Source organism: Aeromonas bivalvium (genome assembly GCF_046078285.1).
Taxonomy (GTDB): Bacteria; Pseudomonadota; Gammaproteobacteria; order Enterobacterales; family Aeromonadaceae; genus Aeromonas; species Aeromonas bivalvium.
This window is the reverse complement of sequence record NZ_JBGXBV010000013.1, coordinates 20,242-39,220: the sequence shown is the minus strand read 5'-3', so window position 1 is coordinate 39,220 and position 18,979 is coordinate 20,242. Positions and strand designations below refer to the sequence as shown.

Sequence of the window (18,979 nt, the reverse complement as noted above, 5' to 3'; positions counted from 1 at the left end):
TCATCCGCGCACCCTCCTCGTCGGGATACGCCAGAAACGACCAGGGCCGCATCCTGCGGCCCTGGCATTGAGATGGCACAACCGGCCGGTTACCAGTAGTGCAGAACCAGCCCGGCGAACACCAGGGCGCCCACATAGTTGTTGTTCAGGAAGGCCTGGAAGCAAGCCTCCCGCTGCCGCTCCCGGATGAGACGCTGCTGGTAAACGAACAGGACGGCGGCACCGAGCAGCCCCCAGTAATAACTGGCTCCCAGCGCCATCAGCTGACCTATCCCCAACAGGATCAGCAGGGTCGCCAGCTGCAGCAGGCCGATGATCAGCTTGTCGAAACGGCCAAACAGGATGGCACTCGACTTGATGCCGAGCGTGAGATCATCATCCCTGTCCACCATGGCGTACTGGGTGTCATAGGCGATGGTCCACAGCACATTGGCCAGGAAGATGAGCCAGGCCGCCGGAGGCAAGGCATTGGCCGCCGCCGCATAGGCCATGGGGATCGACCAGGAGAAGGCCAGCCCCAGCACCAACTGGGGAATGGGGATGAAGCGCTTCATGAAGGGGTAGCAGACCGCCAGCACCAGGGCCGCGAACGACAGGGCTATGGTCAACGCATTCTGGGTCAGCACCAGGGCAAAGGAGAGCAGTGCCAGCACGGCAAACAGCACCAGCGCCTCTCTCGGACTCACCTTGCCCATGGGCAGGGGCCGCCCCGCGGTGCGCTTCACGTGACCATCGAAATGGCGATCCGCGTAGTCGTTGATGACACACCCTGCCGAGCGCATGGAGAAGACCCCGACCACGAACACCAGCAGGGTGCCGAGCGCCGGCACGCCCCCGGCCGCCAGCCAGAGCGCCCACAGGGTGGGCCAGAGCAGCAGCAGGGTGCCGATCGGCTTGTCTATCCGTGCCAGCTGGGCATAGGCCAGCCCACGCTCCTTGGTCAATACAGTCACAGCAACTCCTTGTTTTAAACTGGAATATCAAGAGAAACGGCGATAGGCACGCCAGGATCCCACTGAGGTGGTTCCCGGCTCAATCCAGCCACGACGGTGAGGGGAGATCGGTCAGCACTAGGCCGGGCAAGAGCACCTCGTGCACCAGCAGAGGCCAGCCATTGAGATAGAGGCGCGAGCGCCGCCCCCAGAGCGGCAGGAGCTGCCCCTGTGCATCCGTCAGCGTGAAGCGGGCCAGTTGCAGGCCATCCCGCTGGGCAGGGGCCGCACCGAAGATGCGTTCTCCCAGGGGTTGTTCCCCCAGCTGACCCAGATCGGCCCCCGTCAGCGCCGCCTCGGCAAACAGGGTCCATCCCAGTACCGCGGGCCCGTTATCGCCATGTAGCACCACTTCTCGCCGCAAGCCGGCATCGACCCCCAGCAGGCCCTGTTCGTCGGCAGCCAGCCCTTGCAGGTGGTGACCAAGCAGCTCGAGAGAAAAGTGACGGTTGTGGCGGCGCAGGCGCGCCGTCATGGATCCTGCGTCAAGCAGCCAGGGCGCGAGTCGCGCCGGCGGCTCGGCCAGCGCAGGCAGCAGCCAGTCACTGGTCCGCGTGAGGGGAACAGTCAGCTCGGATTTCACCGCATCACCATCCAGAGAGTTCCGTCATCAGGTTAAAATCGGGCTTATTATCGGTAAATCGATCGAAAAATGTAAGGAAATCCGTGCTTGACGCCCCAGCGGCCAACATCAAAAATGGGGCATCTCACCAGTCTGAGTCCCTACCATGCCCAATGTATCGCAACGCGTTCGCCAGCTTGCCCCCTTGCTGCTCGCCCTCCTGGCCAGCCCGGTCTGGGCGGCAGATCCCGCCGCCGACGCCACCGCTCAACAGGATGGAGTCGCCTACCACCCGATGGAGCCCGACATCATCACCAACTATCTGAGCGAGGGTAAGACCCTGGGCTATGTGAGGGTCACGGTCGAGCTGATGGCCGACAATCATGGAGACCTCAAGCTGCTGGAAGTGCACGATCCCCTGATCCGCGATGCCATCATCCGCCTGATGGGCAGCAAGACTGCGGAGCAGATCAAGTCCCTCGCCAGCCGTGAAGAGCTGCGCAAGGAGTGCGAGGCCAGGGTCAATGAGCTGCTGGTGCGCGAGACGGGCAAGAAGGCAGTCAAGGAACTGATCTTCACCAAGTATCTCTATCAGTGAGGCCGGCGCCTGTATTCGCAATGCAAATTGATTAGAATACGGCGAAGTCATAAGCCAAGGTGATCGACGCGGATGGGCAACAAGACCCTGTGTGAATGGCGCCGCCACGAGATACCGTTCGATCTCAAGGCACTGCGCAAGATAGTACGCAAGCCCAAGTTCGTCTGTGGCAAGTGCGCCCGCAGCGCCAACGACAAGGCTTACCTCTGCCAGCCCTTGCGGCTCAAGGAGAAGTAACCCGCCTCCCGCAGAGGCGGATTGCCCTGACGAGCAGATCCGGCCGGGCTACTGATCCGTCCAACCCTGCCTGCCCTGGGCGAACAGCTTGCGCGCCTGGGCATCGTTGGGGCAGACGCCGCGATACTCCTCCCCGGTGCGGCCCGCCAGATAGAGGTGCTCTGGGCGACAGTACCAGGCGAGCCCCTTCTGGTGACCCTGTGACCACAAGGCATCATCGACCCTGTCGCCGCACCGGGTCTGGTGAAATTCCACCCGCTGGGCGGTGAACCCCAGCTTGCCATCGGCCTCTCCCACCCCATCCCAGGGTTGCTCGCACGGATCGTCCGAGTTGGAGACGCAGCCGCCGAGCAGAGCGGCGGCGCAGAGCATGAGTAATGGGCGCATCTTGATCCTTGAGCGTCATTCGGGCTTTCATTCTAGCGAGCCAGTCTCCGGCCACCAAGTCCGGTGTTCACCCATCACCAACAAATCAGGCGGGCCCTTGGCCCGCCTGATTTGTTTACCGCTGGCATCACTGGTCGTCGAAGTCGTCGTCAAACTGCCAACTGTCGTCGTCCAGATCTTCCAGCTGCTCCTCCCAGGATTCCGGCTCCCAGTCATCGTCGAGCTCGTAATCCGGCTTGTGTCCACCCATGCTTATTCTCCTTGGACAGTGCACCCGCTCTCAAAGTCTATCCAGAAAAATGGGGCTCGCCAGTGTGCAGTGGACGGCTCCCCGGTCGGGAAATTCAGTCGAGCCCGTCCAGGCAACGGGACAGGGTACGAGCCAGCGCCCCCTGATTGCGCAGCACCACGGCGCGGGCCTGCTCCCCCCGCTCGCGGCGCTGGTGTTCATCGGCCAGCAGGGCGCTCACCTTCTCCCCCAGCTCGTCACGGCTTGCCACCACGCTGGCGCCGCCCCGCTCCACCAGCTGGCGAGTGATGTCGCTGAAGTTGAAATAGTGGGGCCCCGTCAGGCAAGGCTTGCCCAGCGCCGCGGGCTCCAGCAGGTTGTGGCCGCCCACACCGACCAGACTGCCCCCCATGAAGGCCACGTCGGCTGCCGCCAGCATCGACGGCAGCTCTCCCATGGTGTCCCCCAGATAGACGCCGTCCTCCTCGCGGATCGGGTCGCCGCTGCTGCGCCGCACACAGCCGTAAGGGGCGCACAGCTCGGCCACCCGATCGAAGCGCTCCGGATGGCGGGGCACCAGGATCAGCAAGGCCGAAGGGTGGGTGAGCCGTACCCGGTCGAAGGCGGCCAGCACCTGCTCATCCTCGCCCTGATGGGTGCTGGCGGCAATCCAGACCGGTCGATCCCGGCCCAGCGCCTGGCGCAGGGCTCGCCCCTTGCTCAGCACCTCGTCGCCGAACTGGATGTCGAACTTGATGGAACCGGTCACCGCCAGCCGTTCCCGGCCGATGCCGAGTCGATGGAAGCGATCCGCGTCGTCCTGATGCTGGCAGAGCAGCAGACCAAGGGGGCGACTCAGGGCATCGAAGGCCCCCTGAAAGCGACGGTAACGCCCGCAGGAGCGCTCGGATAGCCGGGCATTGATGATGGTCACCGGCAGGTGACGTGCCTCGCAGGCCGCCAGCCAGTTCGGCCACAGCTCGGTCTCCATCACCCAGAGCGCGCGAGGCTTGAAGGTGGCCAGAAACCGTGAAACGGCCCAGGGGTAGTCGAGGGGGGCATAGCGATGCATCACCAGATCCCCGAGCCTGGCCGCCTGCTCGGCGCCGGTGCGGGTGGTGGTGGTGAGCAGGATCGGCAGATCGGGGCGTTCGGCCTTGAGGGCCCGGATGAGCGGGCTGATGGCGAGAGTCTCTCCCACACTGACCGCATGGATCCAGAGCGGCGCCTCCTGCCCGGTCGGCGCCGCGCACCCCAGGTGCTCTCGCCAGCGCGCCCCGAACCCGGGCTTGCCACGCCTGGGTCGGTAGAGCGCCAGCAGTGCCAGGGGCAGGCCCAGATGGATCAAGAGGTTGTAGAGCAGTCGATAACCCATCAATCGCCCTGCTCCAGCCGCTTGCCGGCCTCGATCACCTGCTCGGGCAGCAGATCGTTGAGGCATTTCAGATGGCCGAACTTGCAGGTGCGCTTGAAGCAGGGACGGCACTCTATGTCGGTGTGCACTATCTCCACCCTGTCCGCCAGGGGCGGCGTATAGAGCGGCGAGGTGGAGCCATAGACGCCGATCAGCGGCCGGTTCAGGGCCGCGGCTATGTGCATCAGGCCCGAGTCGTTGGAGATGACCTGGCGGGCCAGGGCCATCAGGTCGATCGCCTCATGCAGGCTGGTCTTGCCTGCCAGCACATGGCAGTGACCCTGGCTGCGGGGGTTGAGGCTGGCCCGGATCTGGTTGGCCACCTCCACATCCTTGCCCGAGCCGAAGATCCACACCTGCCAGCCCTCGTCGAGCCGGATCTGGGCCACGGCCGCGTAGTGGCGCTCCGGCCAGCGCTTGGCGGGGCCGAATTCGGCCCCGGGACAGAGCACCAGCACGGGGCGGGCAATGTCCAGCCCGAGTCGCTCCAGCGCCTTGCTCTGGTTGATGAGATCGACATTCAGGGCCGGGTGGGGAATGGCCGGGATGTCGGCCCGGCTCTTCATCTGCGCCTTGGGGTAAGCCAGGGCCAGATAGGCCTCCACCATCAGCGGGAAGGCGGATTTGTTGCTGCGCAGGTCATTGAGCAGGCCGAAACGGTGCTCCCCCTTCCAGCCGGTCCGCACCGGTATCCTGGCAAACCAGGGGATGAGGGCGGACTTCAAGGAGTTGGGCTGGATGATGGCCTGATCGTAATGCTCTGCGGCCAGCTGCTTGCCGAGCCGGCGCCGCTCCCCCAGCTTGAAGTCACCGTGGCCGAGGGGCATGGGCACCGCCTTGTCCACCTCCGGCATGCGCGCGAGCAGGGCGCCGCACCAGGCCGGCGCCATCACGTGCAGCTCGCAGCCAGGGTGGTTGGTCTTGATCGCCTTGTAGAGGCTCTGGGACATCACCATGTCCCCGACCCAGGAGGGGCCGATCACCAATATCTTCATGCTTGTTCTGTTCCTGCGTCTTGCAACACGCCCCTGACGAAGTCTTCGCCGGCCACCCAGCTGAACACCTCATGGGCCTTGATATGGGTCTGAAAATAGCTGTGCAGACCATAGTGATGATAACCGTCCCGTCTGACGGTGCGCCCCCACCAGCGCTTGAACCGTTTCTCCAGCCTGTCCTTGGCGTGCAGGTCGTGCATCGTCTCCATGGCCACCACCTTCTCCTTCTGGCGTGCCAGCGACAACGGGTGGCTGTAGCAGCGCCAGGGTCCCAGCGGCGAAGTCTCCTGCTGCCAGGGAGGCAGCGTGGTGCCCGCATGCTCGGGTCCATAGGGGAAATCATGGACCCGGCGCAGGTGATTGGCATAGAGCAACACCCGGGCCGGCACCTGGCCGCTGCGCCGGATCGCCAGGGCCAGGGCACGAGCCGTGGCCACATGATCCCCATGGGGATCCACTTCGGGATGGGTCACCAGCACTGTACTCGGCCTGATGTGAGTCAACAGGGCGGCCAGATCGGCCAACAGCAGCGCCCCCTGGTTGCCAGGCTGCTCATCTCCCGGCAACGGCCGGGGATTCCAGCGCCGAAATGGCGCCGGGGTCAGCGCAGGCAGCTGGCCATGGGCCACCCTGGCCTCCGGGTCGGCCACCAGCCTTGCCAGGCTGTCGTTGAAATAGCCGAGGCAGTACAGGCGGGCGGCGCTCACCCCGGCCAGCAGCGGGGTCGTCACGCTGTTCCAGGCCCGGATCACCCCCTTGCGCGCCGAGGCGCTCGGCAGATCCGCGTCCAGACCCGGGATGTATTGGCGATCCAGCCGACCGAGCTTCTCCCCCGCACTCAGGGTCACTATCCAGCTGCGCTCGGCATGGTCGCTGTAGAGCCCGAAGGCGGCCAGCTCCGCATCGTCCGGATGGGGAGAGAGAATGAGCACAGGGCCATCCGCCAGCGCCGGATTGGCGAAGGCCAGCAGACGGGCCTGCTCCTGCCAGCGGCAGTCGATGGCCTGCAGTCGCACCCGATCCAGCTCGCCCAACCCCGTCAGGTTGAGAAAGCGCCTGCCCCGCTGGTTCGCTTCGAAATATTGCTCACTGCCGACCCCGTCGGCATCGATACGCAGGCAACCCTGGCGCCGCTTGTGGGTCGCCTCATAATCAAATTCCAGTAACAGGGTGTGATGGGTCAGCTCACCCGGGGTGACCACATCCAGCCTGCCATCCGGCGACAGCTTGACGGGGGAAACCCAGCTCGGGGCCAGGGGATAGCGATGATCCTGTGTCGTCATGATTTAATCCTGAATGAGGGCGAGGAAACGCCTGGCTATCTCGCCATCATCGAAGCGCTCGACCCAGTGAGGCTGGATCCGGACCGGGTCGGCCAGCGCCTCGCTCATCTTGGCGGCCAGGGCGGCCTCATCGGCTGGCGCCAGCAAACGGGTCTGCTCCTCGATCAGCACCTCGCGGATGCCGCCGGGCACATCGGTAGCCACCACCTGGGTGCCGCAGGCAAGCGCTTCAATCAGCACCAGTCCCAGCCCCTCGGTGCGGGAGCTGAGCACGAAAGCCTCGGCACGGGCGACCCAGGGATAGGGGTTGTCCCTGTGACCCAGCAGGATCACCCTGCCATCCAGCCCCAGGGACGACACCTGCCGCTCCAGGGCGGCACGCTCGCTGCCCTCGCCGATGATCACCAGCTTGCAGTCCAGCTGCGCCCGCTTGAATGCCCGCAGCAGCAGGCCCTGGTCCTTGACCGGTACCAGCCGCGCCACATGCACCAGGAAGGGGCCCTCGATCATGGGGTCGGGAGCAGACTGCGCCAGCTGGCGCACCCGTGCCAGGGGGACACCGTTGTGGATCACCGTCTGACGGGCCGGCCGCACCGAGAAGTGGGACAGGGTCTGCTGCAGCACCTTGGCGATGCCATGGGAGACACAGATCACCTGCTTGTCCTGAAACAGCTTGGCCGTGAGCCAGCCACCGAGGCGATAGCCCCTGAGCTTGGAGGAAGGTCCCTCCACCAGCTGCCAGCAGCGGGGGTCGCACAGATCCCATAACAGTTCGAACGCCCCCTGTCCCCGGATCAGGATCTGATCGAAGGAGCCGAATCGGGCCTCCATCTCGGCGATCCGCTCTCTGGCCAGGGCGCTGGTGCGCCAGCCGGTCCAGACGAACCCGGATCCCGGCAGCAGATACCTGAGCAAGCCGCGCCCCAACAGATCCCAACCCAGCCCGGCCAGGCCACGTCTGGCGTCGCGCTCTATGTCGCCCCCGGCGTGCAGTTGCACGGCAGGATCCGGACTCAGTCTGGCGTCCCCGCGCAGTACCCAGATATGCACCTCGTGGCCCTGTGCGGCCATGGCATTGGCCAGGGTAATGCTGGCCTGCTCTATGCCTCCCTGTTGCAGGCGGCGCAATATGATGAGAATGCGCTTCATCTGTCAGCATCCGCCAGACCGCGGGGATAGCGGCGACGCCAGCAGAGGGTCACCAGACCCCCGACTATGATGTTGAACACGAAGGTGCCCGTGCCAAACGACATGTAGGACTCGAAGTTGTTGACGATGACCCAGAACACGAAGAAGCAGAAGCCGAACACCAGCACATCGGTCGGCATCAGACCCGCCCGCCAGGTGAGCCAGCAATCCCGACCAATGACCCCGGCCAGGGCCACCAGCAGCAAGGTGCCAGCCAGGCCATAGCTGAGCTGCACCTCGAGGAAATAGTTGTGCAGATGGCCAAACTGCTGCTTGACCCAGTCAGGCAGGGCATCGGAGTGGGCAATCACCCGACTGCGGGCCTGGGAACCCCAGCCGAACCAGGGCCGTTCCATGATCTTCTCGGCGGCCACTTTCCAGGTGTTGGCCCGAACCCCGACACTGGTGTAGGGGATATCGTCCCAGTCGCCTCGCAGCAGTTGCTGGATGACAGGGGCCTCCTGCTCGTAGCGCTGCTCCACGTGAGCGATGCCACGTTCCCCCAGGGTCACGCACAGCAGGGCCGCGGCCGCGAGCAGCAGGCCGAGCAGCCAGCAGCGGGGCCGCTTGAGCCAGATCCAGAACATGAGGGCCAGCAGCAGGGCCAGAAAGATGGCGAGAAAGATAGTCCGGGTCTGGGTCACCATGATCCCCAGCGCCGCCACCGCCAGGGCGCCAAGCCAGAGCGGCAGTCGCCACCAGAGCCGCCGCGGACCGACCGCCAGCCAGCGCTGACTGAAGCAGAGACAGCCGAGCATCAGGGTGCCGAAGTACATGGCCACATGCTGGGCGTTGCGGATGCCAAAGTCGACCCGCAAGCCCGACATGCCCTGCTGCCATACCATCCAATCAACCGATGAGCCCAGCACGGCAAACAGGAGTCCCAGCGCGGCTATGCCCCACAACCAGAAGACGTTGCGCAGCCTGCCCGCCAGCAATATGGCGGTGGCGAAGAAGAAGAAAATCTTGGTCAGGCGATCGAGGTGAGGGTTCGGGCTGGAGATGACGGTCGGCGCCAGCATCCCCAGACACCAGGGGATCAGCTGCACCAGCACCGCCAGCAGGACAAACTTGAAGTAGGTATCGAGGGCCATGCGCCTGTGGGAGGTCAGCATCAGCAGCAGGGTCATGGCCAGAAACCCCACCTCCATCGCCTTGCCGACTCCGCCAAACCAGATCCGGCAAAGGGCATAGGTCAGCAGGCAGGCAACACCCAGCCCCCTCAGGTAGGGTGAGATTCCATCCCCCTCGACCCCGCTCCACCCTGCATCCATTTTTCTTATTATGTTGTTATTCAAGTTTTATACTCGCTCAACCAGTGACAAGGCCTCGAACTGAGGCAAGACGCTCTCGGCGAGGAAGGGCTGATAGTAATCCGCCGTGATGGTGACGGGGGCGGCATCCATGCGGGCGATGGCGTCGGCCAGGGCCGCCTCGTCTTGCAGCGGCACCAGGAAGGCCGCCAGCTCGCCACTCAGTATCTCTTTGGGACCGGACGGACAATCGACACTCACGATCGGGGTGCCGAGAAAGAGCGATTCAATCAGCACCCTCGGTAACCCTTCCCCATCCGAGGTGAGGATCAACGCCTTGGCGTGCTTGATGTAGGGATAGGGATTGGTCTGGTAGCCAGGCAGTATCACCCTGGATGTCAGGCCAAGCTCGCCGATGAGCTCCCGCACCCTGGCCTCCTCCTCCGGCTTGCCCTTGCCCAGCAGCAGCAGGGGCGTCTGCACTCCGCTGGCCCGGTAGGCACGCAGCAGCCGGTCGTGGCGCTTGCGATGTTCAAAGGTGCCCACATTGATCAGATACTCCCCGGCGGGCAGATCGGCCGGCTCGGCGGCCATGCGCACGAAGCCTTCCCGCTCGTAGGGGTTGTAGATGGCGAGGATCCGCTCCGGGGTGAGTTCGGCATCCTGCAACAGACCTTCCACCACCCCCTGGGAGCAACCGATCACCTTGCGGCCGTTATAGAAGCGCTGCAGCTTGGCTTTGGCTTTGGCCTTGGCCTTGGGGGTATAGCGGGAGGCAAGCATGTTGCTCTTCACCCAGAACCAGAGGTTGGGGTGATCGAGGTGGCGGGTGATCTTGTCACAGGAGCAGGAGAGCACCACATCCGGCGCGAGGCGACGGATGGCCCTGGCGATACGCCAGGCTTGCCATTTTTCGACCAGCACATTGGAGATGGCCTTGGTGACGCCATTGACCAGAGCCAGGTTGATCACCTCCAGCTCAGGCGGCAGACGATGTTCGATCAGGTCGCGCAGTATGAAGACAGTCACCTTGTGACCACGCTGACGCAGCCCTTCCGCCGTGTTGATGAGAGACTTTTGCGCGCCACCACCATACAAATCTTCAATCACAAAAACGAAACGCTTGGAGTTCATGCATCATCTCATCAAGGAATAACGTCGGTCACTCGGTGAGCCACCGATAGGCCCGCCCGGCGCGGCAAATACCCGCCCCTTGGCGGACAGAAGGGTCACGACGGGGGCGAGAAACCCCCGTATCGGGATAAAAAGTCATCTTGGCTGCCAACAAATCGACCAGCACTGCCATAAAGCGGTACAGCCCATGCCAAGCGAGCAAGGGATAATCGGCGATTTTCCGTGACCCCCAGCGGCAAGTCAAACTTTGCCCACCAAACTTGAATCAGGATAGAATGTGGCTCACCTTCCTTCGCCGGTTATTTCCATGGAACAACAACAACCTGTCACCCTGGCGGTGGCGCTGACCACCTTCAACAGCATGCGCTGCCTGCCCATGGTGCTCGATAGCGTGCAGGGGCTGGCGCAACGCATAGTGGTGGTCGACTCCGGCTCCACCGACGGAACCCGGGAATATGCGGCCGAGCGAGGCTGCATCGTCATCGAACGCCCCTGGCCAGGCCCGCTCAAGCAGAAAGTCTTCGCCATGGAACAGTGTGCCCCAGCCAGGTGGATCCTGCTTCTCGACTCCGACGAATCCCTCGAGCCCGAACTCAGGAGCGACATGGAGCGGGTGCTGCGCGAAGACGACCCCGCCATCAGCGCCTGGGAATTCCAGCGCAAGATCTGGTTCCTCGGCGGCTGGCTCCACCACATGTATCAGCCGGAGTGGCGCCTGCGTCTGGTGCGCAGCGATCAGTGGCGGATGGAGGGCAAGATGGACCTCTATCACGACAAGCTGGTCACGGACGGCAAGGTCGGCAAACTCAAGGGCATCTGCCGCCACGACTCCTATGCCGACATCAAGGATGCGGTACTGCGGGCCCAGCGCTACGCCGAGCGTGCCGTGGGCCGCGAGATGAAGGGGGGTCGCTGGTACGACTTCATCTGGTGCATCATCGACGTGCTCTGGCGCCACGGCATTCGTCAGCGCGCCTTCCTCGATGGCAAGCGCGGCCTCATCATGCTGGGCATCACCATGGCCTCCAAGCTGATCCGTCAGGCCTATTTCTGCCAGCAGCGGTTGCAGCCGCCCAAGAAGGACTGGGAAAACCCCGTGGTCTGAACGACCTCAAAACAAGCATCATGCAGGGCCCGTCACGGGCCCTTCTGCTGTGTCCCCGTCAGGTGGGTTGCCAGAGCGCCTTGCCCCAGTGCGCGATGGCACCGGCCATGGTCTTGGGATCGAGCTGACTCATGTCCTCTGGATGATCGCTGTCCTCGGGCGGGCTGAATGCCAGGTGGCGCCCCTCTTGGTTGAGCGGGCGCCAGCGCAGCGGCCGGGCCGAGCGGTGCGCCGGGAAGAAGCCCACGGTCGGGACATCCAGGGCAGCCGCGATGTGCAGCGGCCCCGTGCTGCCCGCCATGAACAGGGCGGCATTGGCCAGCACCTGACAGAACTTGGGCAACCCCTCGTCGGAGCGATAAATCCAGCCGTTGCCACCATGGGCCAGCAGCTCGGCCGCCAGCTGCTCGGCCTTGGTCTCCTCCCCGGGCCCGGCGGTCAGCACGCACTGCAACTCGGGGCAGGCCTGATTGAGCTTGATGATGAGCCGGGCATATTGCGCAATGGAGAGGTTGTTGGCCGAGCCACCACTGCCCGCGTGCACCATCAGCCAGGGACGCGCCACATCCAGGCCCAGCTTGCCGGCGGTTTCGGCACGCACCCTGGCCAGCTGCTGGGGTTCGAACGCCAGATAGGGCGCCTGCGGCTCGACCACGCTCGCCTGCTGATCGGCCAGGAAATGACGGATCAGGTCGAGGTTGTACTCATATTCCGGCTTCTGGGAGCGGGAGCGGCGCTGCACCAGGCGCTGGTTGTAGAGCACCTGGGCCAGCTTGGTGGCCGGGGCGAGCCGGTAGGGAATGTGGGCCTTCCACACCAGCTTGGCGTTGCGGGTGTTGGAGAACAGGCAGATGGAAGCATCGAAGGCGGCCGCCTTGATGCGGGCCAGCAGAGCGCGCTGCAGCTCCTTGTCGGCGTGGGCACCCGGATCCAGGATCACCTCGTCAATCCAGGGGCAGAGCCGTGCCAGCGGCGCCGTATAGCCGGGCACCAGGGCAGTCACATGACAGTTCATGGAGCGCTTGAGCATGGCAAAACTCGGCCAGGCCAGCATGAAGTCACCAATCTTGTCATTGCGAACAACCAGAATGCGTTTCATAAAAGATCCCTTTGCTCCCCACACCCAAGGCGGGAAGGCTGAATGCGCGATGGGGTATTCTTGCCTGATGCACTGCTATTCTCAAGCGACGACCTTATAATGCCAGCAATTTTCCGGTTGCAGGACGTCATCATATGAGCACCAGGGTTATCTATCCGGGGACCTTCGACCCCATCACCAATGGCCACACCGATCTGGTGGCGCGGGCCGCCAGCCTGTTCGATGAAGTCGTGGTCGGGGTGGCCAACAGCCCGAGCAAGCGGCCGCTGTTCGATCTGGCCGAGCGGGTTGCCCTGGCCAGCGAGGTCACGGCCCATCTTGGCAACGTCAAGGTGGTAGGCTTTTCAGGTCTGCTGGTCAACTTCGCCCGGGAGCAAAACGCCAACGTGCTGATCCGGGGCCTGCGCGCCGTCTCCGACTTCGAATACGAATTTCAGCTCGCCAACATGAATCGCCGTCTGATGCCGGAGCTCGAGAGCGTCTTCCTCACCCCGGCCGAGGAGAACTCCTTCATCTCGTCGAGCCTGGTGAAGGAGGTGGCCCTGCATGGCGGCGACATCCACCAGTTCGTCGACCCCAGGGTCGCCCGTGCCATCGCCGCCAAGCTCACCAAGCCCTGATCCCCTAAAAAGCAGAGCGGGCCCGAGCCCGCTCTGCATCATGCCTCCCGCTGCCACAGCTCCCGACAGGCGAGCGTCAGGGCATCCAGCCACTCGTAGCGACGCCGGTACATGGCCCGCTTCTTGGAAGCGATCTCCGTCAGCGGCTTGCGCACCACCGGGGCCAGGGTCACGAAGTTGGCATCCAGCTCCTGGGCGCCAAACTCCTGCCACAGCTCATCATAATCAGCCTGCAAATGGGCCTTCTGCTTGCTGCTGTAACGCCTGGCCTGGAACACATGGGCCCGCTTGCGCACCGCATTGACCCTGACGACCCCCATGGCTTCCGCCATCACCATCACCAGCATCACCACCAGCGACTTGGGGCGCAGACCGTGGCCCTCCTTGGTCAGCTCGCGCACCCGCTCCTGGGCCTGCGGGACATCGGGCTCCGGCCCCTGTACCGAGCCGATCACCAGGCTGAGGGCATCGGCCTGGCCCGCGAGGGAGAAGGCGCAGCTGTAGAGACGTCGACCCTGCGGATCCACGATGGAGACGGCCAGCTCGGCCTCCCGCCTAAAGGTGCCGTCATGGCGCAGCACGATGCGACAGCCGCTTAGGGGATAATGTCCCAGGGTCACCCCCTCCCCCAGGTAGAGGGGGGCAATCAATGCCGGATAGCATTGTTGCAACAGCCGGTAGTGTTCAATCAGCATGCTCGCCCGCTGCCGCGCACTGGCGCTGGCAAACCGATAGGGGCGCAGGGGTTTGTCGAGCAGTTCGGGATACTGGGCAGGCAGCGCCTTGAGCGGCTCGCTGCGAAACAGCTCGAACACCTGGGTCATGGCGCGGCGATAGAGCAGGCTGCGCAGCACGAACTTGCCGCGCTTGAAGCCCAGGCGGCGGCCACCGTCCGGGTAAAGATAACGGGCCATGGCCAGGGCGCCATAGCGGGGTTGGCGGGAGAGTTGCTCCCAGCCGAAGAGGGCCTTGCTCGTCATAACCGGATCTCCTGCCACCTGAATGGGGGGCGATCCTAGGATTGACGGCCGCTCACTGCAATCGGCTGGCAACACTTGCTTACAACTTCTCCAAATAAGTCCCTTGTCAATGCTGACACTGGCTGCAGAACACTGTGGTGCGCTGGCCGATGCGGATCTCGGTCAAGGGCTGCTGACACTGGTGGCAGGGCTGGCCCCCACGACCATAGACCTGCAATTGCTGCACGAAGTAACCGGGCTTGCCATCGGCGCTGGTGAAGTCCTTGAGGGTGGTGCCCCCCTGGACAATGGCCGCCGCCAGCACCCGCTTTATCTCGGCCACCAGGGTCGCCAATCGCTCGCCGCTCACCTCGCCCGCCGCCCGTTTGGGATGGATGCCAGCGGCATAGAGCGCCTCGTTGGCGTAGATGTTGCCCACCCCGACCACCACATGATTATCCATCAGGAAGGTCTTGATGGCGGTGCTGCGCCCCCTGGCCCGCTCCCGCAGATAGTCGGCGTTGAAGGCGTCGGTCAGTGGCTCGGGCCCCAGCTTGGCCAGCAGGGCGTGGGCCTCGGCCGGCTCACGGGTCCAGAGCAGGGCCCCGAAGCGGCGCGGGTCGTTGAGCCGCAGCAGCTTGCCGTTGGCGAGCTCTATGTCCACGTGATCGTGCTTCTCGGCCGGGGTGCCGATGTCCAGCACCCGCAGGCTGCCGGACATGCCAAGGTGCAGGATGGCGGTGCCGAAGTCGGTCTCCAGCAGCAGGTACTTGGCGCGGCGACTGACCCTGTGGATGGTGAGGTTCACCAACTCCTGGATTTCACCTGGCACCGGCCAGCGCAGGCGGCCGTCTCGCACCACCACGCGGGTGACCTGGATGCCGGTGAGCCAGGGGGAAATGCCCTGGCGGCTGACTTCGACTTCGGGTAATTCGGGCATCTCGTCCTCTTTGGGGTCAGGGTGCGGGTTTGAGCAGGTCACGATACTGATCGGCGGAGAGGGCCAGCCAGCGATCTTGCGCCAGATGAACGGCATAGCGGCCATTGTCCTGATAGAGCGCCAGAGTCATCGGCTCTCCCTGGCCCGCCAGCCAGACGGCCACCTCGACCGGTGCGCCGCGCAGCGGGTCACTCGACGGCAGCTGCCAGCCTTGCCACTGCGCGATCCGACCGGCCAGGGCACTGCTGTCCAGCCCCAGATCCGGCACGCTGCGCCAGCCCTGCCCAATCCGCTCAACGCGCCAGCTCGGGCCCTGCCAACTGAGTACCACGACACTGTCAGGCAACAGGCCATGGTGCCGCTGGGCACTGTTTTCCTGCTGGGCCTGCTCGAGGCGATGCAGCAGCACTATCACCGCCAATACCGCCACTATGATGACGTTGTTCCAGCCTTTACGGCTCAGTTTTACCATGACAAGCCTCCGTTCGAGTCGGCAGTGTACTGAATTTGGGCCATAAAAAAACCCGGCACTAGGCCGGGCTTTTGCAGCGAAACCAAGTGATTACTTGATTTTGCCTTCTTTGTAGATCACATGCTGACGAATCACGGGATCAAATTTCTTGATCTCCATTTTTTCGGGCATGGTGCGCTTGTTCTTGGTAGTGGTATAGAAGTGACCAGTACCGGCGCTGGAGTTCAGGCGAATCTTATCGCGAATACCTTTAGCCATGATCTAATTCCTTATACCTTAACGCCGCTGGCACGCAGTTCAGCCAGAACCACTTCAACGCCGCGCTTGTCGATGATACGCATGCCTTTTGCGGATACGCGCAGGCTTACGAAGCGTTTTTCACTCTCAACCCAGAAACGGTGAGTGTGCAGGTTCGGCAGGAAACGACGCTTGGTAGCGTTGTTAGCGTGCGAACGGTTGTTACCAACTGCCGGGCGCTTGCCGGTTACTTGGCATACTCTAGACATGTCAGTCTCTCCAAATCTTACTTCATTGCTCGAGCAAATATCTGCCCCGCTGGCCTTCGATTGCGGGGCAAACAGAAGGCGGCATTTTATACAGCATCCGTGATCAAAGATCAACTAATACAGAGCCAGAGCCCGGTTATAACCAACCACGCTCTGCAAAAGAAACCGTGATGCCGTCACCGATCACCAAGTGATCCAGCACTCTGATATCGATCAGGGCCAGGGCGGCCAGGATACGATCTGTGATCTGACGGTCGGCCCGACTGGGCTCGGCCACGCCAGACGGGTGATTATGCGCCAGAATGACGGCCGCTGCATTATGTTTGAGTGCTATCTGCACGATTTCTCTGGGCCAGACACTCGCCGAATCCAGGGTGCCGTAAAAAAGTTCGACAAACTTGATCACCCTGTGCTGGTTGTCGAGCAGCAGCAGGGCAAACACCTCCCGCGGCCTGTCCCGCAGCTGGGCCTGCAAATAGTCCCGGGTCAGCTGGGGCGAGGTGAGCGCATCCCCCCGTTGCAGCTGCTCGGCAAGATGCCGTCGGCCCATCTCGAGCACCGCCTGCAACTGGGCATATTTGGCGGGCCCCAGGCCATGGGCGGCGCAGAACAGCTGCTGATCGGCCCCCAGCAATGCCCGCAGCGAACCAAACTCCCCCAACAACTGGCGCGCAAGATCCACGGCACTCAGACCACTGACCCCGGTGCGCAGGAAGATCGCCAGCAGCTCGGCGTCGGAGAGTCCCGCCGCCCCCTGCAGCAACAACTTCTCCCGCGGCCGCTCCCCTTCTGGCCACTCTTTGATGCTCATATGTCACCCTCCCTGTGCCGCCGAGCGAAACCGGGCAACGTTTGGCGAGAGCCTGACCACAAGTCGTCCATGTCAGCCTCTGTCGTCACCCTCAGGCTGTGTTATCTTAGCCGACCAGTCAGAACGAGCCGGAAGCAAAGCAGATGAGATTGGCCGATAAACGCATCCTGTTGGGGATCAGCGGCGGCATCGCCGCCTACAAGAGTGCCGAACTGGTGCGCCGCCTGAAAGATCAGGGCGCCGAGGTGCGGGTGGTGATGACCCGCTCCGCCAAGGAGTTCATCACCCCGCTGACCCTGCAGGCGGTCTCCGGCCACCCCGTCGCCGACAGCCTGCTCGACCCCGCCGCCGAGGCGGGCATGGGCCACATCGAGCTGGCCAAGTGGGCCGATCTGATCCTGATCGCCCCGGCCAGTGCCAACCTGATGGCCCGCATGGCGGCCGGTATGGCAGACGAGCTGCTCACCACCCTCTGCCTGGCGACGCCGGCCCAGGTGGCACTGGCACCCGCCATGAACCAGCAGATGTATCTCAACGCCGCCACCCAGGCCAACCTCAAGACCCTGGCCAGCCGCGGCATCCTGCTGTGGGGGCCGGATTCCGGCAGCCAGGCCTGCGGCGACGTGGGCCCGGGTCGCATGCTGGATCCCCTGGCACTGGTGGAGCGCTGCTGCCAGCAGCTGGCCGCCGAACCGCTGTTGGCGGGGGTCAAATTGCTGCTCACCGCAGGGCCGACCCGGGAGGCCCTGGATCCGGTGCGTTACATCAGCAACCACAGCTCCGGCAAGATGGGCTATGCCATCGCTCGCGCCGCCCGTGAGGCGGGCGCCGACGTCACCCTGGTGAGCGGACCCGTCGCCCTGGCCACGCCACAGGGGGTCGAGCGGATCGACGTGGAGAGCGCCGAGCAGATGCACCAGGCAGTGATGAGCCGGGTCGGCGCGTGCGATCTCTTCATCGGCTGCGCCGCCGTGGCGGATTATCGTCCGGCGCAGGTGGCTCCTCAGAAGATCAAGAAGAACGGCGACAGCGATCAGATGACCCTGGCTCTGGTCAAGAATCCCGACATCATCGCCGCCGTGGGCGCCCTGGCCGACAAGCCGTTTACCGTGGGATTTGCCGCCGAAACCGTGGATGTGGAACAATACGCCCTCGATAAATTGCGACGAAAGCGGCTGGACATGATCGCCGCCAACGATGTCTCCCAAGCCGGGCAGGGCTTCAATGCCGATGACAACGCCCTCGCCGTTTTCTGGCAAGGAGGGCAGGCCACCCTGCCCCTGGCCGACAAGCTGACACTGGCCCGTCATCTTGTCGCCCTGATTGCGCACCATTATCGGTCCTGAACCCATTGAACATGCCGGGAGCCCCGCAGGCTCCCGCAGTACTACCCGATCGCCCCCCGGGCGATACCATTGAAAAACGATTCATGACGACACGGATGGCGTCGAAGATCCCGGGCGCTAACGTAAGCGCCTACTGAACCACCCGATCGCCCCCGGGCGATCCCATTGAAAAACGGTTCATGACGACACGGATGGAGTCGAAGATCCCGGGCGCTAACATAAGCGCCTACTGAACCACCCGATCGCCCCCGGACGATCCCATTGAAAAATGATTCATGACGACACGGATGGCGTCGAAGATCCCGGGCGCTTACGCAAGCGCCTACTGAACCACCCGATCGCCCCCGGGCGATCCCATTGAAAAATGATTCATGACGACACAAATTGAACTGAAGATCCTGGATGCCCGCATCGGCACCGAATTTCCCCTGCCCGCCTATGCCACACCGGGTTCCGCCGGCATGGATCTGCGTGCCCTGCTCGATCAGGCCATCACGCTGGCACCGGGTGAAACCACCCTCATCCCCACCGGCCTCGCCATCCATATTCAGGATCCGGGTCTGTGCGCTACCATCTTGCCCCGCTCCGGCCTCGGCCATAAGCACGGTATCGTGCTGGGCAACCTGGTCGGTCTCATCGATTCCGACTACCAGGGACAGCTGATGATCTCGGTGTGGAACCGGGGCAACGACAGCTTCACCGTTCAGCCCGGCGAGCGCATCGCCCAGCTGGTGATCCTGCCCGTGGTTCAGGCTCGCTTCCAATTGGTCGATGAGTTCAATCAGAGCGAGCGGGGTGAAGGCGGTTTTGGTTCTTCTGGTCGCCAATAACAAGACCCGGCGCAGCCCC

Annotated in this window: 23 protein-coding genes; 6 read left to right on the top strand and 17 right to left on the bottom strand. The window is 63.6% G+C overall.

The genetic code is table 11. The annotated features are described in order from the left end of the window. Positions 1-89: 89 nt before the first annotated feature. Together ubiA and ACEUCR_RS19415 are read right to left on the bottom strand one after the other, a co-directional pair. Positions 90-953: a 4-hydroxybenzoate octaprenyltransferase gene (gene ubiA / locus ACEUCR_RS19420; protein WP_041997511.1), complete on the bottom strand. Its 864-nt coding sequence runs from the start codon at positions 951-953 to the stop codon at positions 90-92. 79 nt (positions 954-1,032) lie between these two features. After that, positions 1,033-1,575, bottom strand: a complete 543-nt coding sequence (locus ACEUCR_RS19415; RefSeq protein WP_111874925.1) for a chorismate--pyruvate lyase family protein — start codon at positions 1,573-1,575, stop codon at positions 1,033-1,035. Positions 1,576-1,720: 145 nt separating this feature from the next. On the opposite strand from ACEUCR_RS19415, the gene ACEUCR_RS19410 reads away from it, so the two are divergent. Together ACEUCR_RS19410 and ACEUCR_RS19405 are read left to right on the top strand one after the other, a co-directional pair. Then, positions 1,721-2,152: a flagellar basal body-associated FliL family protein gene (locus tag ACEUCR_RS19410; protein ID WP_111874926.1), complete on the top strand. Its 432-nt coding sequence runs from the start codon at positions 1,721-1,723 to the stop codon at positions 2,150-2,152. A gap of 72 nt (positions 2,153-2,224) precedes the next feature. Continuing rightward, positions 2,225-2,389: a hypothetical protein gene (locus ACEUCR_RS19405; RefSeq protein ID WP_084205403.1), complete on the top strand. Its 165-nt coding sequence runs from the start codon at positions 2,225-2,227 to the stop codon at positions 2,387-2,389. A 48-nt stretch (positions 2,390-2,437) separates the two neighbouring features. Here ACEUCR_RS19405 and ACEUCR_RS19400 read toward each other — a convergent pair whose 3' ends face one another. From ACEUCR_RS19400 to ACEUCR_RS19365, 8 genes are all read right to left on the bottom strand, one after another. Next, complete coding sequence (locus tag ACEUCR_RS19400; RefSeq protein WP_041997518.1) at positions 2,438-2,776, bottom strand: DUF2799 domain-containing protein; 339 nt, start codon at positions 2,774-2,776, stop codon at positions 2,438-2,440. Between the two features lie 127 nt (positions 2,777-2,903). Next, positions 2,904-3,026 (bottom strand): hypothetical protein, encoded by a 123-nt coding sequence (locus ACEUCR_RS19395; protein ID WP_258955580.1) that lies wholly within the window; start codon positions 3,024-3,026, stop codon positions 2,904-2,906. A 94-nt stretch (positions 3,027-3,120) separates the two neighbouring features. Continuing rightward, positions 3,121-4,380 (bottom strand): lipid IV(A) 3-deoxy-D-manno-octulosonic acid transferase, encoded by a 1,260-nt coding sequence (gene waaA / locus ACEUCR_RS19390; RefSeq protein WP_408791927.1) that lies wholly within the window; start codon positions 4,378-4,380, stop codon positions 3,121-3,123. Further along, positions 4,380-5,414, bottom strand: coding sequence for a lipopolysaccharide heptosyltransferase II (gene waaF / locus ACEUCR_RS19385; RefSeq protein WP_408791925.1), 1,035 nt, complete (start codon positions 5,412-5,414; stop codon positions 4,380-4,382). Before waaF ends, waaA begins: the two co-directional genes overlap by 1 nt. Next, the gene (locus tag ACEUCR_RS19380) at positions 5,411-6,697 is read right to left on the bottom strand and encodes a PIG-L deacetylase family protein (RefSeq protein ID WP_408791923.1); all 1,287 of its coding nucleotides are present in this window, start codon (positions 6,695-6,697) and stop codon (positions 5,411-5,413) included. Before ACEUCR_RS19380 ends, waaF begins: the two co-directional genes overlap by 4 nt. 3 nt (positions 6,698-6,700) lie before the next feature. Continuing rightward, positions 6,701-7,846 carry a glycosyltransferase gene (locus ACEUCR_RS19375; RefSeq protein WP_408791921.1) on the bottom strand — a complete coding sequence of 382 codons (1,146 nt, stop codon included), beginning with the start codon at positions 7,844-7,846 and terminating at the stop codon, positions 6,701-6,703. Then, positions 7,843-9,159, bottom strand: a complete 1,317-nt coding sequence (locus ACEUCR_RS19370) for an O-antigen ligase family protein (protein ID WP_408791919.1) — start codon at positions 9,157-9,159, stop codon at positions 7,843-7,845. Before ACEUCR_RS19370 ends, ACEUCR_RS19375 begins: the two co-directional genes overlap by 4 nt. 27 nt (positions 9,160-9,186) lie before the next feature. Further along, a complete protein-coding gene (locus ACEUCR_RS19365; RefSeq protein ID WP_041997526.1) occupies positions 9,187-10,272 on the bottom strand; it encodes a glycosyltransferase in 1,086 nt (361 codons plus the stop codon). A gap of 307 nt (positions 10,273-10,579) precedes the next feature. Between ACEUCR_RS19365 and ACEUCR_RS19360 the strand changes: the two genes are divergently transcribed. Next, the gene (locus ACEUCR_RS19360; protein ID WP_111874932.1) at positions 10,580-11,377 is read left to right on the top strand and encodes a glycosyltransferase family 2 protein; all 798 of its coding nucleotides are present in this window, start codon (positions 10,580-10,582) and stop codon (positions 11,375-11,377) included. Between the two features lie 58 nt (positions 11,378-11,435). On the opposite strand, the gene ACEUCR_RS19355 is transcribed toward ACEUCR_RS19360, so the two are convergent. Continuing rightward, the gene (locus tag ACEUCR_RS19355; RefSeq protein WP_408791917.1) at positions 11,436-12,476 is read right to left on the bottom strand and encodes a glycosyltransferase family 9 protein; all 1,041 of its coding nucleotides are present in this window, start codon (positions 12,474-12,476) and stop codon (positions 11,436-11,438) included. Positions 12,477-12,610: 134 nt separating this feature from the next. Here ACEUCR_RS19355 and coaD point away from each other — a divergent pair, with 134 nt between their 5' ends. Next, positions 12,611-13,096 carry a pantetheine-phosphate adenylyltransferase gene (coaD, locus tag ACEUCR_RS19350; protein WP_041997535.1) on the top strand — a complete coding sequence of 162 codons (486 nt, stop codon included), beginning with the start codon at positions 12,611-12,613 and terminating at the stop codon, positions 13,094-13,096. A gap of 38 nt (positions 13,097-13,134) precedes the next feature. Here coaD and ACEUCR_RS19345 read toward each other — a convergent pair whose 3' ends face one another. The 6 genes from ACEUCR_RS19345 to radC all read right to left on the bottom strand — a co-directional run bounded on the left by ACEUCR_RS19345 (position 13,135) and on the right by radC (position 16,784). Then, on the bottom strand, positions 13,135-14,010 hold the full coding sequence (locus ACEUCR_RS19345) for a VirK/YbjX family protein (protein ID WP_408791946.1): 876 nt from the start codon (positions 14,008-14,010) through the stop codon (positions 13,135-13,137). A gap of 172 nt (positions 14,011-14,182) precedes the next feature. Beyond that, complete coding sequence (gene mutM, locus ACEUCR_RS19340; RefSeq protein ID WP_392445608.1) at positions 14,183-14,995, bottom strand: bifunctional DNA-formamidopyrimidine glycosylase/DNA-(apurinic or apyrimidinic site) lyase; 813 nt, start codon at positions 14,993-14,995, stop codon at positions 14,183-14,185. 16 nt (positions 14,996-15,011) lie between these two features. Further along, positions 15,012-15,467: a hypothetical protein gene (locus tag ACEUCR_RS19335; protein ID WP_408791915.1), complete on the bottom strand. Its 456-nt coding sequence runs from the start codon at positions 15,465-15,467 to the stop codon at positions 15,012-15,014. Positions 15,468-15,557: 90 nt separating this feature from the next. After that, positions 15,558-15,725: a 50S ribosomal protein L33 gene (gene rpmG / locus ACEUCR_RS19330; RefSeq protein WP_005323752.1), complete on the bottom strand. Its 168-nt coding sequence runs from the start codon at positions 15,723-15,725 to the stop codon at positions 15,558-15,560. 11 nt (positions 15,726-15,736) lie between these two features. Continuing rightward, positions 15,737-15,973, bottom strand: a complete 237-nt coding sequence (gene rpmB / locus ACEUCR_RS19325) for a 50S ribosomal protein L28 (RefSeq protein WP_005307492.1) — start codon at positions 15,971-15,973, stop codon at positions 15,737-15,739. A 136-nt stretch (positions 15,974-16,109) separates the two neighbouring features. After that, on the bottom strand, positions 16,110-16,784 hold the full coding sequence (gene radC, locus ACEUCR_RS19320; RefSeq protein WP_041997546.1) for a RadC family protein: 675 nt from the start codon (positions 16,782-16,784) through the stop codon (positions 16,110-16,112). 143 nt (positions 16,785-16,927) lie between these two features. Between radC and coaBC the strand changes: the two genes are divergently transcribed. Both coaBC and dut read left to right on the top strand, forming a co-directional pair. Further along, on the top strand, positions 16,928-18,130 hold the full coding sequence (coaBC, locus tag ACEUCR_RS19315; protein ID WP_408791914.1) for a bifunctional phosphopantothenoylcysteine decarboxylase/phosphopantothenate--cysteine ligase CoaBC: 1,203 nt from the start codon (positions 16,928-16,930) through the stop codon (positions 18,128-18,130). Positions 18,131-18,501: 371 nt separating this feature from the next. Next, the gene (gene dut / locus ACEUCR_RS19310) at positions 18,502-18,960 is read left to right on the top strand and encodes a dUTP diphosphatase (RefSeq protein WP_041997552.1); all 459 of its coding nucleotides are present in this window, start codon (positions 18,502-18,504) and stop codon (positions 18,958-18,960) included. Positions 18,961-18,979: the final 19 nt, after the last annotated feature.